Annotated in this window: 13 protein-coding genes; 1 reads left to right on the forward strand and 12 read right to left on the reverse strand. The window is 31.6% G+C overall.

Features of this window, described 5'->3' with window-relative positions:
- Positions 1-66 precede the first annotated feature (66 nt).
- Positions 67-2352 (forward strand): hypothetical protein, encoded by a 2286-nt coding sequence (locus DVH26_RS33980; RefSeq protein WP_239630028.1) that lies wholly within the window; start codon positions 67-69, stop codon positions 2350-2352.
- Positions 2353-2449: 97 nt separating this feature from the next.
- Here DVH26_RS33980 and DVH26_RS33985 read toward each other — a convergent pair whose 3' ends face one another.
- The 12 genes from DVH26_RS33985 to DVH26_RS34040 form a co-directional block, all read right to left on the reverse strand.
- Positions 2450-4528: a hypothetical protein gene (locus DVH26_RS33985; protein WP_239630029.1), complete on the reverse strand. Its 2079-nt coding sequence runs from the start codon at positions 4526-4528 to the stop codon at positions 2450-2452.
- 10 nt (positions 4529-4538) lie between these two features.
- A complete protein-coding gene (locus tag DVH26_RS33990; protein WP_239630030.1) occupies positions 4539-4955 on the reverse strand; it encodes a GtrA family protein in 417 nt (138 codons plus the stop codon).
- 12 nt (positions 4956-4967) lie between these two features.
- On the reverse strand, positions 4968-6107 hold the full coding sequence (locus tag DVH26_RS33995; protein ID WP_239630031.1) for an FAD-dependent oxidoreductase: 1140 nt from the start codon (positions 6105-6107) through the stop codon (positions 4968-4970).
- On the reverse strand, positions 6100-6921 hold the full coding sequence (locus tag DVH26_RS34000; RefSeq protein ID WP_239630032.1) for a glycosyltransferase family 2 protein: 822 nt from the start codon (positions 6919-6921) through the stop codon (positions 6100-6102). Before DVH26_RS34000 ends, DVH26_RS33995 begins: the two co-directional genes overlap by 8 nt.
- 13 nt (positions 6922-6934) lie before the next feature.
- On the reverse strand, positions 6935-7759 hold the full coding sequence (locus DVH26_RS34005; RefSeq protein ID WP_239630033.1) for a sugar phosphate isomerase/epimerase family protein: 825 nt from the start codon (positions 7757-7759) through the stop codon (positions 6935-6937).
- Between the two features lie 16 nt (positions 7760-7775).
- Positions 7776-8537 carry an NAD-dependent epimerase/dehydratase family protein gene (locus DVH26_RS34010; protein ID WP_239630034.1) on the reverse strand — a complete coding sequence of 254 codons (762 nt, stop codon included), beginning with the start codon at positions 8535-8537 and terminating at the stop codon, positions 7776-7778.
- A 17-nt stretch (positions 8538-8554) separates the two neighbouring features.
- Positions 8555-9526: a glycosyltransferase family 2 protein gene (locus tag DVH26_RS34015; protein WP_239630035.1), complete on the reverse strand. Its 972-nt coding sequence runs from the start codon at positions 9524-9526 to the stop codon at positions 8555-8557.
- A gap of 104 nt (positions 9527-9630) precedes the next feature.
- Positions 9631-10599: a KpsF/GutQ family sugar-phosphate isomerase gene (locus DVH26_RS34020; protein WP_239630036.1), complete on the reverse strand. Its 969-nt coding sequence runs from the start codon at positions 10597-10599 to the stop codon at positions 9631-9633.
- Positions 10596-11390, reverse strand: coding sequence for a 3-deoxy-8-phosphooctulonate synthase (gene kdsA, locus DVH26_RS34025; protein ID WP_239630037.1), 795 nt, complete (start codon positions 11388-11390; stop codon positions 10596-10598). The genes DVH26_RS34020 and kdsA overlap by 4 nt, the downstream gene beginning before the upstream one ends.
- A 22-nt stretch (positions 11391-11412) precedes the next feature.
- Positions 11413-13686 carry a class I SAM-dependent methyltransferase gene (locus DVH26_RS34030; RefSeq protein ID WP_239630038.1) on the reverse strand — a complete coding sequence of 758 codons (2274 nt, stop codon included), beginning with the start codon at positions 13684-13686 and terminating at the stop codon, positions 11413-11415.
- Entirely contained in the window at positions 13683-15068 is a 1386-nt protein-coding gene (locus DVH26_RS34035; protein WP_239630039.1) for an ABC transporter ATP-binding protein, read from the reverse strand. Before DVH26_RS34035 ends, DVH26_RS34030 begins: the two co-directional genes overlap by 4 nt.
- Positions 15058-15873, reverse strand: coding sequence for an ABC transporter permease (locus tag DVH26_RS34040; protein ID WP_239630040.1), 816 nt, complete (start codon positions 15871-15873; stop codon positions 15058-15060). Before DVH26_RS34040 ends, DVH26_RS34035 begins: the two co-directional genes overlap by 11 nt.
- Positions 15874-15889 lie beyond the last annotated feature (16 nt).

A 15889-nucleotide genomic window follows, 5' to 3' on the forward strand; every position in this document is an offset into this window, starting at 1 on the left:
ACTACAAAATTAATCACATACCTATTATACTACTAATATCATAATAAATATATTGGAGGAAGAACATTGTATTTTTTAAAGAAATCATCAGAATATTTTCAAAAAAAGTGGGGCAATATTTTTTTTATTGGTTATTTATTAATTATTCTCATTATATGCTTAAATTTCGCATTTAATAGAATATACTTTTCGGATTTTTATCCAGCTAATGGAGATTTTCAAAATTATAATGGTTATCGTAGATTACTTGAAGGTCAAACACCATTCAAAGACTTTTTCTATTATCTTGGCTTAGGACCACTATATATTAATTCAATTCCGTTACTATTTTTAGGAAATAATTTTACCAATAGTCTTTTTGTAACTAATTTTATTACCTCATCTATGTTTGCTATATCAGCATATGTTGTATCGAGATGCAACAGTTTAAGTAAAAATAAAAGCATACTATTTGCACTTGTGTTGTTATTGGCGGCATGTAACTACTCCGGCTTTGGCATAATCTCAGAATTCTTTAAAAGGTACGATTTTCTTGACTATGTTCAACCAGGAAACTCAGATAGAATGGTTCGTGCTTTTCTACCGTTCTTATTTGTTATTATTTTCGTAGTAAGTAGCAAATTAAAAACTAGAAACAAATTGTTTAACCATACATATTCTAAATCAATTGGTTTTGGACTCTTACTAGGATCAGGTATATCTTGGTCAAATGATTTTGGTATTAGTGCTTTTATTTCAGGTAGTTTTATTATGCTTCTTTTAAATAGTAGAATGGATAAAAAATCGTTATATAATATTTTATTATATTTCATCGGTTGTATTACAGGGTGCTATCTATTAGTTAACATACTTACTTTTGGTAATTTTACTGAATGGTTTGAATATAATTTTTTGGGCGTTGCTCAGTATCAATTTTGGTATTATGCAACCGGATATCAATCCAAACTCTTGATTTTATCAGATTTACCTATAAATCTAGAACTAATTTTCTGCTCTCTATTTATTTTGTATTATTCAGTGAAAATCTTAAAAAAGAAGCATACTATTAATGACATTTATTTATTGTTTTTGTTTTTAACCGCACTGACTGCAGGGTATGCATATGCAGCCAACAGTGAAAAACCTGGGTTATTTTGGCCAGTTTATATGATTTTATTTATAAGTGTATTCAGCATATTAATGAATAAAATTCCATTTAACAATATGAGAATGTCTCTGATTTTAAATACATTATTTATTGTTTCAGGACTTTTATTAACTTTCTCCCATTTAAATGAAACTATTGACAAACAAAATAATACACGAGAAATTTTCATCCCTAAACTTAATGGATACTTATCTCAATACGGTAAAGAATTGGATGTGGCAACTAATAAACTAATTAAAAATAACAGTGTCTTTTCCACTTATGCTTCTGCTCTAGAAGTAATGTCAGACCAATACCAGCCTACTGGAATGGATTACATAATACATGTTCTGGGTGATAAATATAGAGAAGAATACTTAGAAAAGTTTCATTCCTTTCAACCTGAATTTGTTACCACAATGAGAGAAGATTTTTTTCCATATGAGCTTTGGGTAAAACGAGCAAACTGGTTTTTCTATAGGGAATTCCTCTCCTCCTATAAAGCCGAAGCAGTAACACCTTATAGTATAATATGGCGAAAGCAGCATAATAATACTGCAATTAATGACGAGATACAGTATCAAATTGAACAAAAAAGTGATAACAGTGTTGAAATTGTTATAAAGACAGACAGTAAATTAAACAATGCAATCGCTGATCTATCCATTTCCTATCAAAGTAATTGGAACAGTAAAAGAATTATAGGTTACGGTCTAAGAAAAATTGTAAGTGTTCAAGATGGCTGGTCTTCAGAAAAATTTAATGAATTAGGATCCGCGGGGGGGTATAATCTTCCTGAAAATGCCAGTTTACTTAATATTCCAATAAGAATAATAAACGGCGAGGGAAGAACCAATTTAACATCTTATCCTGCAAATTTAACTAATCTCAAAATTATCAGTGTGGAACCATTTAAAATAGTGCCTGACGTTCCTTCAAATCTAACATCACTGAATAGTTTATACAAACTTGAATATATTAAAGCTGAAAACTTGACAGATGCAAACTGGCAAAATGGCATAAACAAAAATTTTAACATTGCCTTAATTAAGAACACACTTGAAAATAAAGCTACCGTTGAAGGTTCGAGGTATCTAGAAACAAAAAGTGGAAATAAAATTAAAATTATTAATATAGAATATCCCGATCCTGAATGGATATATGTGGTTTTAGAAAGTGTGTCTGAGGAAATCAGATACCCTAATCAAATTAAATTCATAGAATAGTAATTAGTACTTCTCACTGACTTGAAGCTATTGAGTACACAAATAAAATATAACCACGAAAGATTCTAGTTAGTCTTTTCGTGGTTATATAAACTAATTATTTTACAATGTCAATTCTGTTGGGATATCCATTAGTATCATCTATTTCTTGTTCAAGATTAACATGAATCCACTCAGAATTTATAAATTCAATATTTGTAATTTTAACCTTACTTCCATCTTTTAGAACAACATATTTTGCGTTTAAAATTGATGACATATTCTGCAAGTTGTATTTTATTAAAACAATCTTTTTATTAGCTGAAATTCCATTTTTCCAGTTATCATCATTTATCTTCTCAGGTATTATTTTTCCTGAATTATATTTATCATATGAAACATTAATTGCCTTTTCCCAAGTTCTACCTCCATCATTAAATTGGCCAGTTTCAATACTTTTTATCCCATATGATGGCAAATCTTTTATAGTAGCATTTAATCCGTGATATTTATTAGATATATTTTTAGCTTCAAAGAAATAGAAATCTAAATTATCAAAACCATACTGTCTCCTCTCTTCGGACAAAAAGTTATTATCAAGAGGAATAATATGCAAATAAAATTTATTTTCAAGCCTTGTATCATTCTTCACTTCATCAACATAAATTATTTTGCTATTTTCTAAATTAATATATATCCTAAAATTTTCGACAGAAATACTAGCGACAGATTTATTAATCAGTTCATCAATCTTTCTTTCTTGAACTTTTGAACTAGAATATATTGAGTAAGCAGATCCAAGTAGAATAATAATAATTACCCCTATTATAACTTGCTTAAAATAGTTATATCTTTTATTCAAATCGTAAACCACACATTTTGCAATAATACCAGTCAACACAAAGCCGTAGAGTGTGAAGGGGATCTGCCAAAGTATATGATTCATATGGGTATGAATAAACGAATGACCTTTTGCCAAAATAAACCAAGAAACTGGTGCTAAGAAAGAAAACCATAATGTGACTGAAAGCGATATTAATTTAACCCTAAGCTTAGCTATTGTTGGAAAATACAAATTAGAGGAAAATACCATAACCGTTGCAATGATGAAAATAAGTATTATTTTTTCAGCAGTGAATATAACAAATGACGATGTAGGCACTATGTTAGACAAATTTATTACTTCACCAGACCAATACTTGTCCAAAACAGTTACAATGCTGGCATCTAGACTCTCTTTTAAGCTAGCTGAAAAATTATCTCCTGATGCATGTGTTCTTTTCAAAACATTAGTCCATATTGTATTGGCAGCATTACGGAAGGAACCAAATTCTAAAGACAACTGGTAAAGATTTAAAAAGACTGTTGAAAAGAAAGAAAGAACTGCCGTTGTACCCGCCATCAGAATTCTTAAAACAACTTTTTTTATTCCCCATTTTCTCGAAATACCATAATATATCACTGGGGCTATCATGGCCAGAAGTATAGTGCTTAAATATTCGTATCCTGATGCACATTTTATGAATACAGCTAAATATATCAATATTATATAAAGCTTATTTTTGAACTTTCCGCTTTTATCTTCGAGATAGAGGAATACCAATGAAATTATAAAAGGAAGAAACATTGCCCAAGTTATCCAGTATAAATTTCGTCCAAATAAAACTAACCACTCAGAGTATAAAATTGTTAAAAGTACAAATAAAGAAACTATCGCTGAATTAAACTCAATATATACCCATACTATAAATATAGTAAGAATCAATGAAAATAATAAGGAATTAATTAATTTCAGGTATTTTAGCAGGTCTTCTTTTTTTTCAAATGGAGAAATTTTATTTATTATGCTAAATGCAATTCCTTGCAAGCCAATTTGCGAAGTGTACCTCTGGTATTCGCCCCCTGCCAACTCGCCACTAAATAGTTTATATTGATCTAAAAATTTATCATTTCCACCATTAGGAATGTTATCAAACGTTCCCATTAATCCGGAATTCGAGAATATTCCTTCTTTTTCTGATTTAACCATTTTACCAACAACTAGCGATTCTGAATCTATTTGGAAAGAAGTGAACCGACCTTGATCCACCGACTTCCAATAATTGCCGTAAAATCCTGCAGTCATTGTTATAACACTTAAAGCAATAATGATCCAAAGTACCACTTTTCTATTGGAAAACATAGATAAAATTTTCATTATAAAAATACTATCCTTCCAAGGGCTTATTTCGAAAAACAATTTTCTCATAAAGAATATAATTTAATATAAAATTAATACCTAATGTTAAAACTAATGCTAACCAAAAAACTATTCCTATTACATCATGAAATAGATATATATTAAAAACATAAATACAGTAAGATATAATCACTACAATTACATATTTGAAAGACATATAATTTAGTACTTTCTTTTCTTTTATCAAAAATGTTATATGTTTGTTCATGAAGTAATGCAAAACCAGTGCAACAAAATAGGCAACAGAAACAGATAAGAAATCTTGTACCTCTAAAATATTTCTCATAAAAAAAAGTAAAGAAATTTGAACTAAAGTAACAAATCCCCCCACAGCGCCATAAACAATAAATGATTTTTTTAGAAAATATCTAATTAAATTACTCATTTTGCACCTTCTCTAACCACTAACAGCAGATTGAATACCATGATTCGAGAACTGCTTCGTTTCATTTATTAATTCCAATATATCGTAAATATTATCGATTTTCCCACCCATAACTATAGACAAATTATCTACAAAATAATCCTTCTTGAACAAGATAGGTCTACCATCATCAGCTTCGTTTTGTAGTAAGACTGTTTTTATTTCATAAATAGATTTAATATACTTAGATTCTCTTATTATTGGTAAGTACCTTTCCGTATCTCTAAGCATATAAATAAAATTTGATTTGCTTTTGGATTTTAGCAGTTGCTCTTCTCCATCAACAATATCATTCATATCATTCCAACTTCTGTGCGGCGTGTATCTGACATGACTAAAGGAATGTAAATTTTCTGAAGGATATGGCATAGTAGAGAAAAATGGCCCATCCATGACAGTTATACCTATTTTCTTCAATTCATCAGGCATTTCTATTAATGCCATCTCAGTTATTTCATGCTTAAAAGGTAATAGTGGAAGGTTAGAATTTCTAAGCATTTTGTTTATTTGAGAATAAGTACAGTTATAGACATGTGATGCATGTAATTCTCTATCGCCAGAAAGTGATACTAGGATCTTCTTAACGTCCTGTTTTACTTTCTGTACTTCAGTATCATATAAAACTTCAACTCCCGCAGAGTCAAGCTGTTCTTTTAACATTTCTTTTAAAATCACTGCATCAAAAGCAAACTCTTTAACCTTAAAAACTTCTTCTACTAGGTTATGATTAAAAAGTTTTTGATATCTTGTATCAGCTACCTCGATAGGAGTTCCTATTTGCTGAAACATATTATAAAACTGGTAGGCATTTACTTTAGAAGTACTTTTTACAATTGCATAAAGTTTTTCAAAATCATCAACTACACATTTATTAAAGTCTTTTATAAATCTTGGAAAATTAACGTATGATCTATACGCTGTAATAATATTCCGAGGGTAATGATATCCATTATGGACACGTGCTTGATTGACTAAAGAAGCTCTAGATAATAAGTCAGAACTTTTTTCAATTATTAATACTTTTGAAAAGTACTGTTTCATTAATAACGCTATGTTACAACCATAAAAACCGCCGCCAACAACAACTACATCATATTCTTCTTTTCTATCCATTAATAGAACTCTTCCCGTTCGTAATAGACAAGCTTTTAGGGTTGTATTTCCCAGATAATAAATTAAGCAATGTTCTTATTAGCATTAAGTTACCTCTAAAATGACTTATTTTTGTTGGCACCTTGCCGCTGGCTGGATAGCTTCTGGTCACAGGAATTTCTTTCGTTTTATATCCTAATCTAGGAGCTCTTACAGATAAATATGCTAATAGTTCATAATTCACAAAAATATCTCTAAATGGTTGTACTCTATTATCAAGAAGATAGTTTCTACTATAAGCCCTATAACCATTAGTTGTATCAGTATACCGAAATCCTGCTGCTAAACTTACTATTGGTGCATGTATTAATTTTATTGCAAAATCTCTTATAAGAGGGGTATTAATTGCCTTCCCACCTTTGACATACCTTGAACCCTGTACTAATCCATAACCATTGTCTAGTTCTTTAATAAATCTAGGAATTGCATCTACACCATCTTTATTATTGCCATCAATGGTAATAACACCTTCATAACCTTGCTTAATTAAATATGCATATCCTATTCTTAGTTGCGCACTTAATTTTCCTGTGTCTTCTTTTACTAAAAGAGTACGAACATTTACACTTTTCAAGAAATCGGTATCTAATGAATTATCGGTGCTCCCACCATCTGTAATAATAATGTCAACAATGTTTGAGTATTCTTTTAACTCATGGAGTTGTTTTTGTATCCTACTTCCTTCGTTTATTACGGGTATCAAAACACAGTATTTGCATGTCTTCCCCTTAAGTTCATGAATCTTTGCATTAGGTACTTGCCAAGTTACTTCCATAACAACCACCAATCTAGATTAGATTATAAGTTTTTGATACAAAATCCAAACTTTTAGCTACAATACTTTTATTTGAAGAATCTTGACTTTGTTGTTTCATTTCAATGGATATATATTTTGAGTAATTCAACTTTTTTAGAACTGCCGCAATTGAAGAATGATTTACCTTTCCACTTGATCCGATAGGTTCTAAATAAGGCTCACTTATATGGAAGTGATTAGTATAATCAATTGCACTCTCTAAAACAAGAGGGATATCTTCAGAATTTAACGTCATTGCAGCAGCGTCTAAGTGCAAACCAAATCCCCTTTGATTAACATTTTTCACAAGTTCAATCGCCTCATTGGTGTTAATGATATAGTCACAACCATAATCACGAGGGTTAGGCTCAATACAGAAGACTGCTCCATGTGAATTCGCAACTTCACCTAGTTTCCCAAAGAAACTTAGGGCTATTTCATTAATAGTATCTTTAGGAGTATTTCCAACTAATCGATTCTTTGGTGATCCAAATACAAAAGCTTTTACCCCGATCTGTACGCCTAATTCAATTATTTTAATCAAATACTCTAATGTTTCTTTTCTTGTTTTTTTATCTCCAAAGATGGTGAGATCTGGTCTGCCATATAATAAAGATTGCATTGCAACTACTTCGATATTTTTGCTAAGCCAATATTTTTTATATTCTCTTGCATCATCTTTAGTTATTTCTAGAGGCTTTTCATTAATTTTAGTTGGGGCAATCTCTACACCAGTGAATCCATAGGAAGGTAATAAATTTATTATTGCTTCATCCTCAACTGAATTCCAAGCAATATTTGAAATTGAATATTTCATGGTTCCTCCTATAATGTTAATTAAAACGTTCTACAAATTCTTTTATTTGATTGAGTATGTTTTCTTTGCTATCTATATATCCTGGAGAATTGGAATTAAACAAAGTTGAATATTTCGTCCTCATGTCATAATAAACTGGCATTTTTTCTGTTGTATTATTAAAATTAATATTAAATGCAAAAGATGCCACTTCCTTTACACTTACAGGTTCCGTTCCGAAGTTTACTCTAGCAATATCATTTTGAATAATAAGCATAATATCTCTATAGATTCTATCTAAATTATAAAATTGAAATACATTTTCACAATTAATCATATCGATACAATTGTTATGCAAAAAATCGTATATGATGTTCTTCTTTAATCCGTCACCGAATAATCCTGGTAATCTCACAATATTTGTTTTTGGAAATTTATCCTCAACAAACTGTTCTAAGTAAAACCGATGCTTGCCATAAGCATCTAATAAAGATTCATCCACTTCACTATCTTCCGTAACATTATTTGGATCTTTGTAGACATCCACTGTTGAAACGAGAATAAATCTTTCACATTCAATTTCTTTCAAATTATTGATCAGACTTGTAATGGAATTCCAATCTGAATATGGATCTTGATTTGCTTTCCACTTCACAGCCGGTGCACCGGCACAAAAAACCTGTGAAAACTTATTCCCTTTGATTTCCTCAATATTTTTGGAATTATATAAACAATCGAATGAAGCTTGTTTAAGCAAATTGCTCCCTACAAATCCTGTGTATCCTATTAATGCTTTCATATTTAGATCGCCTCTTTCTAAACTACATTCTTTTTATCGATATTTTTATAAATAACAGAACTGTTAGTTTCATCTGTAATATAATATAAAGGTCCTTTTTTTGTTTCTCTTAATACAGATGAAATATAGAAACTAATGACTGTCATGATCATAAACATAAGAAAAAACATGACAGAACTAAATAAAGAAGAGGAAGTCCATCCTTCAGCAACATCCTTTTTGAAGAGAGCTATTAATAGTACATATACTACATACATTAAATTTAGAAAGCTTGTAAATAGTCCCGTGAAAGAAGCAATCCTCAAAAGTTTATCAGAATTTGTACAAATTACCTCTAACGCAAAACTTGCAGAGTATAAAAGATTTCTTTTTTTTCTTTTACCCGCACGCAATATACGGTTATACTTAACAGTGGTATGTTTATAACCTACTTCCAGTTTTAAATACTTTAAATATCTGCTTCGATCTCTTATTTGAACTAAGGAATTAACCATTTTCCTACTAAAAACAACATAGTCTGAGTAATTAGGATTGATATTATATCCAGTTAGTAAGCTACTTATCTTATAAAACATCTTTGCCGATATCTTTTCTAAAAATGATTCATCATCACGATTATTTCTTTCGGCAATTACTAAATCATAACCAGCTAGACATTTCTCAATAAGTAATGGTATTAACGATGGAGGATCGTAATTCGTATCCATTAGAACTACAGCATCACCAATACAGTTATCTAAGGCTGCAGCGGTTGCAAACTCTTCATCATATTTTTTTGAAAGTGAGATTAGGCGAATATTGGAATAATTTGATTGTAATTCTTTAATTATAATTGCTGAATTATCAACAGAACCATTATCTATTATTACTAATTCATAATTTGTAAAATTATTAGCAAGAATCTTTAACGTTTCATTAATATATGATTGTATTATTGAAGAATCATTATTAATTACAGTTGCAACTGAAATAATAATGTTATGATTCACTTTGACCACCTCATAATAATTTACGGAATATATTAAAACCATTATACCAAGCAACAAAATAGAAATACATTTTTATTAATTTAACGAGAAAATTATTGAACCCATTAATTTATCCCGGTTTGTAATATTTGGTGTAAATGAATGATACCAACCAATCTCTTATGGTTACTAACTACAGGTAAAATAGTAATTTTTTTATCTTCCATTAACTCTAGGGCAGTTACTAAATATGCATCTTGATGAATTATGGTTGGATTGCTAATCATAATTTCATCAACCGTCATACTCCAAATATCCCCTCTTTTCTCAATTACACGTCTTATGTCACCATCAGTTATTATTCCCATTTGGTCAGAATACTTATAGTCATAGATCACAGTAGCCCCTAAACCCTTTTTTGAAATCTCAAATATTGCATCAATTAAGTTAGTTTTAAAACTTACAATAGGGATTTCTTCCTGAACCTTCATAATATCAGAAACTTTAAGTTTTAATTTTTTGCCAATTGAGCCAGCAGGGTGATTAATTAAAAAATCAGATTTAGTAAAGCTTTTGGCATGCATAATTGCGATAGAAATAGCATCTCCATACGCTAACATAACCGTTGTACTGACAGAAGGAACCATTAATAATGGATCAGCCTCTTTTAAGTCGGGAATTTTGATCACGAGGTCAGCATACTTGCTTAAACTGGACTCGTTCTTAGCAGTCATTAGAATAATTTTACTTTGTACTAACTTTACAGACGGTATAAGATGTAGTAATTCTTGACTTTCACCACTCTTTGAAAACATGAATAATACATCATCTGATCTTACTATACCAAAGTCCCCATGTAGAGCTTCAACTGGATGTAAAAAGACACTTTCTACACCAATACTTGACATAGTTGCTGATACTTTCTGAGCAATATATCCTGATTTCCCTACACCGCAAAATACAATTTTACCCTTACACGTAATAATAGTATTTATTATATCTTCAATATCCGCGTCAACCATTTCACTTGTCTCAATAATCCCCATTGCTTCCTGTTTCATAACTTGTTGAACTATTTCATTAAAAGAGCTCACCTGTCTAACCCTCTTTGGACATTATTAATCGTTATAACTTTCTTTAGCAGCCCTTCAAGCTCGGAAAGCGGCAGCATATTGGGACCATCCGAAAGTGCTTTATCTGGATTCGGATGGACTTCCATAAATAATCCATCTATTCCAAATGCAACTGCAGCTCTGACTAAACTAGGAACATATTTTCTCTCACCAGACGATGAAGTCCCATTTCCACCAGGTATTTGGATACTATGAGTAGCATCAAAAATAACAGGGTATCCCCATTCTCTCATTATCATAAAAGAACGAAAATCAACAACTAAATTGTTATAACCAAATGATGTTCCTCTCTCAGTAAGAAGCAGGTTTTTATTACCTGTACTTTCAACTTTATCCACAACATTCTTCATGTCCCACGGAGCCATGAATTGACCCTTCTTTATATTGACTGTTTTTCCAGAAGCCGCTGCTTTCAATATCAAATCCGTTTGTCTACACAAAAAAGCAGGAATCTGCAAAATATCCAATACTTCAGAAGCTGCTTCAACCTCAGATGTTTCATGAATATCAGAAAGAACAGGTAATCCTGTTCTTGATTTAACTTTATGAAGTATTTTTAATCCCTCTGTAATTCCTGGTCCGCGAAAACTAGTTGCTGATGATCTGTTTGCCTTATCGTACGAAGCTTTAAATACTATCGGGATATTCACTACTTTTGAAATCCGTTCAAGCTCCTGGGCAATTTCCATTACCAGTCCCTCATCCTCTATGACACAAGGACCTGCAATTAACTGAAATTTATTTTGTTCCATATAAGAATTACCTCTCTAATTTTTAATGATTACTATCTAATTTGCTCATTAACTCATTAATAATTTTTTCTTTACTAGCTAACTCCATTTCTAATGATGTTACTTTATTTCCACTCCAATTACGAGCTTCCTCTAAATTTTTGATATACTTTTCAAGTTCTTCTATGCGCTCTTGATTGTGATTAATAAGATCATCTTTTTTAGTATTTTGATCTTCAATCCATTGTTTTCCCAGTTCAAGTTGCTGGATCCAGTCTCTCAGTTCCAAAACATTTTTTTGTAAAAGCTCGATAGATTTGTTCGACTCAGTCCACTTCTGTTCAAGCCACGATTTTGCCTCTTGTAACTCGTCTATCCAACCAGTTAACTGATGATTCTGTAACTCAAAATTTTTTAATAGCAATTTATTAGTATTAATTTGCGAACCCATTGTGAATTCCATTATTTGATGAACTGTACCGACCTTTATATCTTTTCCTATTGCTGTTATCCAAAGAGCATAAGCTGCTTGACTGGTAATATCTAATATTTGTGAAGCTTCCCTAAGACCGAATGTTAACGGTTCTTCAATATCTTGAATCCAATCATTCAATTGAGATTTAAAAGCTCTTTCACATTCATAAAGCGCTCTTTTCCACCAATATCTCGAGTTTGAAATGTTACCTCTTGAAAATTCAATTAAACCTAAGCTCACAGCTGATTGTATCACTTTTGTTCCAAGAACTGGGGAAAACTCCATAAAATCTGTATCTATACATTTATTTAAACAATTAACCGCTTTATCAATATCTCCAATTTTTAAATGTAATTGAGATAGTAAGAAGTTACACGAAATAAACCATCGAATATGCATTGGAGATTCCGGCTCATTTTGGACATAATTCTCCAGTTTCAATATTATATCCATCATATCATCTGCGTTTGGTAGATCTTTACTTAGTACTTGATATCCTAATATACATAATGCAGCCCCGATATCCACCAATGCTTGAGGTGAAGTTTCTATAATTTCCTCAGCTATATCTTTAAGAACACTAGTGCTAGTTGACCTCACCCCAATGGAGACCATAGAATGTTGTATCCAAGGGTATTTATAGGATTTAGTAAAGTCATGTGCATGCCCCTTAGAATAGTCAACATTATTCCAAAGTACCGTCTCTTGATAAGGAACATTATTTACAAGAGGATCACATAAAGAAACAATAAATATATAGTCAGCAGATTCTAATGCTTTTTGTTCTGTATCAAGCCATCTTCGAGGATTTTTAGATATTCCAAGTAATTTCTCTGTTAGAAAATGAAAATGTTCTTTAAATAAATTGATCAAAAATTGATTGCCTTGATGATTAGAAAAAGAAACAATCAACCTCCCCCCAGGTCGTAACACCTTATGAGCAAATATAAAAAATTGATCCAACTTTTCTTTAGTCCCAAATGAGTTGTCTATATTAATACAAATCAAAACATCTCTGGAATGTGGCTCATACATCTGTAAAAGCTCAGATTCATCATTTATATGCACAAAATGTAAGGTTTTACGATTTGGTAAATAATTATAATTAGCATAATTAATGTTATCAACACTTAAGTCAATTCCCTCAACCAAACTTGAATTGGACCCCTCCCACAATATGGCAGAACCAAATCCAGTTCTACAAGATAAATCAATAACTTTATCATGTGGCCGAATATATTCAAGAGTCTTTGTATAAACAGCTAAGATAATATCTGAGATTCGATCAGATCTTAGCAACATATCATTTTTAGTTAAGGTTGTTATCATGTCATTGTTTCGTCTTTTTTCGAAAACCAGAGTTAAACCATCTATATAATTTTCTAAAGATTCAAAAGAGTTATTTTTCAAATACAAGGGATGTTTTCTAAACCCTGATTCAAAAAACACTTTTTCAATTTCTTCTCGATCCCACTCCTGATTTAGAACAATTATTACAGTTTTATTGACTACCCTATAAAGTTCACCAATAGCAGATTTGATGTTTTCCCAGCATATCTCCAAACCTAAATTAGTCCAAATAACTAATTCAAATTTCTCATCTTCCCAAGGGATCTCATAAATAGAAGCATTTTTATACCTTTTGTCATTTAAACTCTGGCAATACTGTATGCTGGTCGTGTCACAATCGATTCCATAAGCATCTATTCCTAATGATAATAACTTCCGTACTAGTACTCCTTCACCACATCCAATATTTAAAATCGAACCCATTCCGCAGAATTTTAAAATAGTATTTTTTATACCTTCAATATCTCCGAAATTGTTCTTCAATTCTTTCATAAAACAAAGCCTTTCTTTTCATTATTTTTATTATTTTTATCAACTATTTCGGTTTTCATTTGCAAATCGGAAACTCCACCAAAGAAATATTCTTGCCGCTTCATATTTACTTGGAAAAATGCAGCCTCATCTACCCAATGTAACATTCTTTCTTCGTGATAATATTTGTCCATTTCTTCAGCGACATAAGCTTGAATTTCGTACAAGTCGACACCAAGGTTACATTGAAACTTGAATGTTGCGAACAACTGTGTTCCTCTTGGGACTTCTTCAGACCAAAAATCTTTGCCTCCAGCCCTACCGCTCCAAATAGCAATATCTTGATTTAATGATCCCCATGAATATATTTTCATACCGGCTTTGTTTCTTATACGCATGCCAATATTCAAATGACTCATAGTCTTCAAAACCTTACATTTAATTTGAACAATAACTTCTTCTCCTGGGTAAAACATACTACAGTTTTCACCTTTAGAATCACTGACAATAACCTCTTGAATGATACAATCTTTATCTCCAAAGTCATTCGTTTCACTTTCAATACCATTAGAATCGTTTGTTATAGCTTTTGTTTCATCTTCTTCCTTTACATTTTCTTTGTTAATATTTTGTTTACTAAGTAAACCTTGAAAATAAGCGGATTCTTCCTGATGCATTCTTCTACGGTATTCTAAAACAACTTCAGCAGATGGACCTTCTTTAACTACTTCTCCAGAGTTTAATAAAATAGCCCTAGAAGTAAAAGTTCTCACTAACTCGATATCATGAGTAACGAATAATAATGTAGTCCCTTTCTCAGCCAAGGCTTTCATTCTTGAAAAACATCTTTTTTGAAAAAGCATATCTCCAACGGCTAATGCCTCATCAACAATTAATATTTCCGGTTCAATACATGCTTGAACAGCAAAAGCCAATCGAACCATCATACCGCTCGAATAAGTTTTTACCGGCTGATCTATAAAGTCGCCTATATCTGCAAAAGAAGCAATTTCATCAAATATTATTTCCATTTCTTTTCGGGGTATACCAAGAATACTTCCGTTTAAAAAGACGTTCTCACGGCCGGTGTATTCCGGATTAAAACCGCTCCCTAATTCTAACAAAGCAGCAACCCTTCCATTTACTTCGACATTTCCGGATGTTGGGGCGAGGGTCCCGGAAATTATTTGAAGAAGCGTACTTTTTCCACTACCGTTTCTACCAATAATCCCCACAGACTCTCCTTTCTTAATATCGAAAGAAATATTATTCAATGCCCAGAATTCCCGGTAATATTTCTTATCGCCTGTAGCAATTAATTGCTTTAACCGATCCTGAGGAGAATCATATATCTGATAGCATTTGCTAATATTTTCAACTTTTATAACGCTGTTAGAGGACATCTGCAAACCCCTTTCTGGTTCTTAAAAACCACCAGTAGCCAACAAACAGGATAATTAAAGATACGATCATTTGGATACCCAGATTTGCAAAATTCGGCTGGATTCCCCACACAACCACATTACGAACATTTTCCACTATTCCAGTCATTGGATTAATATATAAAATTCCTCTTAATTCAGCTGGCACAGCTGTTACGGGATAAAAAATGGGTGTAAGCATATACAACGCCTGAACAATAATATTTATAGAATGCTCCAAGTCCCTCAAGAAGACCCCTAATGATGAGAATATATAAGCAAGTCCAAGAGACAATAAAATTAATGGCAGCAAAACAAGCGGTAAGTACAGTAATGTCCAAGATATCCCGCCCAAAAAAATGATTTTCCCTACTAACAATATACACAAACCAATTAGAAAGTTAACTATCGCACTTCCTAACAAACTTACAGGAAGAATCTCAAGAGGAAAAACCACTTTTTTCACATAATTGGGATTACTCGTAATTAATGTAGGTGCCTTAGTTACACATTCACTAAAGACTGAATAGACCAACATACCACAGAAAAGCGTAATAGCAAATTCTTGTTTACTGTTAGTAACTGCAAAGTCCCACTTCCCTTTAAATATAACGCTAAATACATAAGTATATATAGTAAGCATCATTAAAGGAGTAATAACTGACCAAAAACGACCTAAAAACGAACCTTTGTATTTTGTAATAAGCTCTCTCTTGATAAATTGAAGCACTAGTTCTCTATGTTTTATCATCAAAGTAATGATGTTTCTCGATATAAATTCATTCATTACGAATAACCTCGAT

It is taken from the genome of Paenibacillus sp. H1-7, assembly GCF_022354825.1.
Taxonomy (GTDB): Bacteria; Bacillota; Bacilli; order Paenibacillales; family NBRC-103111; genus Paenibacillus_S.

Coding starts and splice junctions, on each gene's coding strand:
- DVH26_RS33985 (WP_239630029.1), bottom strand. CDS start 4,528: ATGAAAATTTTATCTATGTTTTCCAATAGAAAAGTGGTACTTTGGATC.
- DVH26_RS33990 (WP_239630030.1), bottom strand. CDS start 4,955: ATGAGTAATTTAATTAGATATTTTCTAAAAAAATCATTTATTGTTTAT.
- DVH26_RS33995 (WP_239630031.1), bottom strand. CDS start 6,107: ATGGATAGAAAAGAAGAATATGATGTAGTTGTTGTTGGCGGCGGTTTT.
- DVH26_RS34000 (WP_239630032.1), bottom strand. CDS start 6,921: ATGGAAGTAACTTGGCAAGTACCTAATGCAAAGATTCATGAACTTAAG.
- DVH26_RS34005 (WP_239630033.1), bottom strand. CDS start 7,759: ATGAAATATTCAATTTCAAATATTGCTTGGAATTCAGTTGAGGATGAA.
- DVH26_RS34010 (WP_239630034.1), bottom strand. CDS start 8,537: ATGAAAGCATTAATAGGATACACAGGATTTGTAGGGAGCAATTTGCTT.
- kdsA (WP_239630037.1), bottom strand. CDS start 11,390: ATGGAACAAAATAAATTTCAGTTAATTGCAGGTCCTTGTGTCATAGAG.
- DVH26_RS34030 (WP_239630038.1), bottom strand. CDS start 13,686: ATGAAAGAATTGAAGAACAATTTCGGAGATATTGAAGGTATAAAAAAT.
- DVH26_RS34035 (WP_239630039.1), bottom strand. CDS start 15,068: ATGTCCTCTAACAGCGTTATAAAAGTTGAAAATATTAGCAAATGCTAT.
- DVH26_RS34040 (WP_239630040.1), bottom strand. CDS start 15,873: ATGAATGAATTTATATCGAGAAACATCATTACTTTGATGATAAAACAT.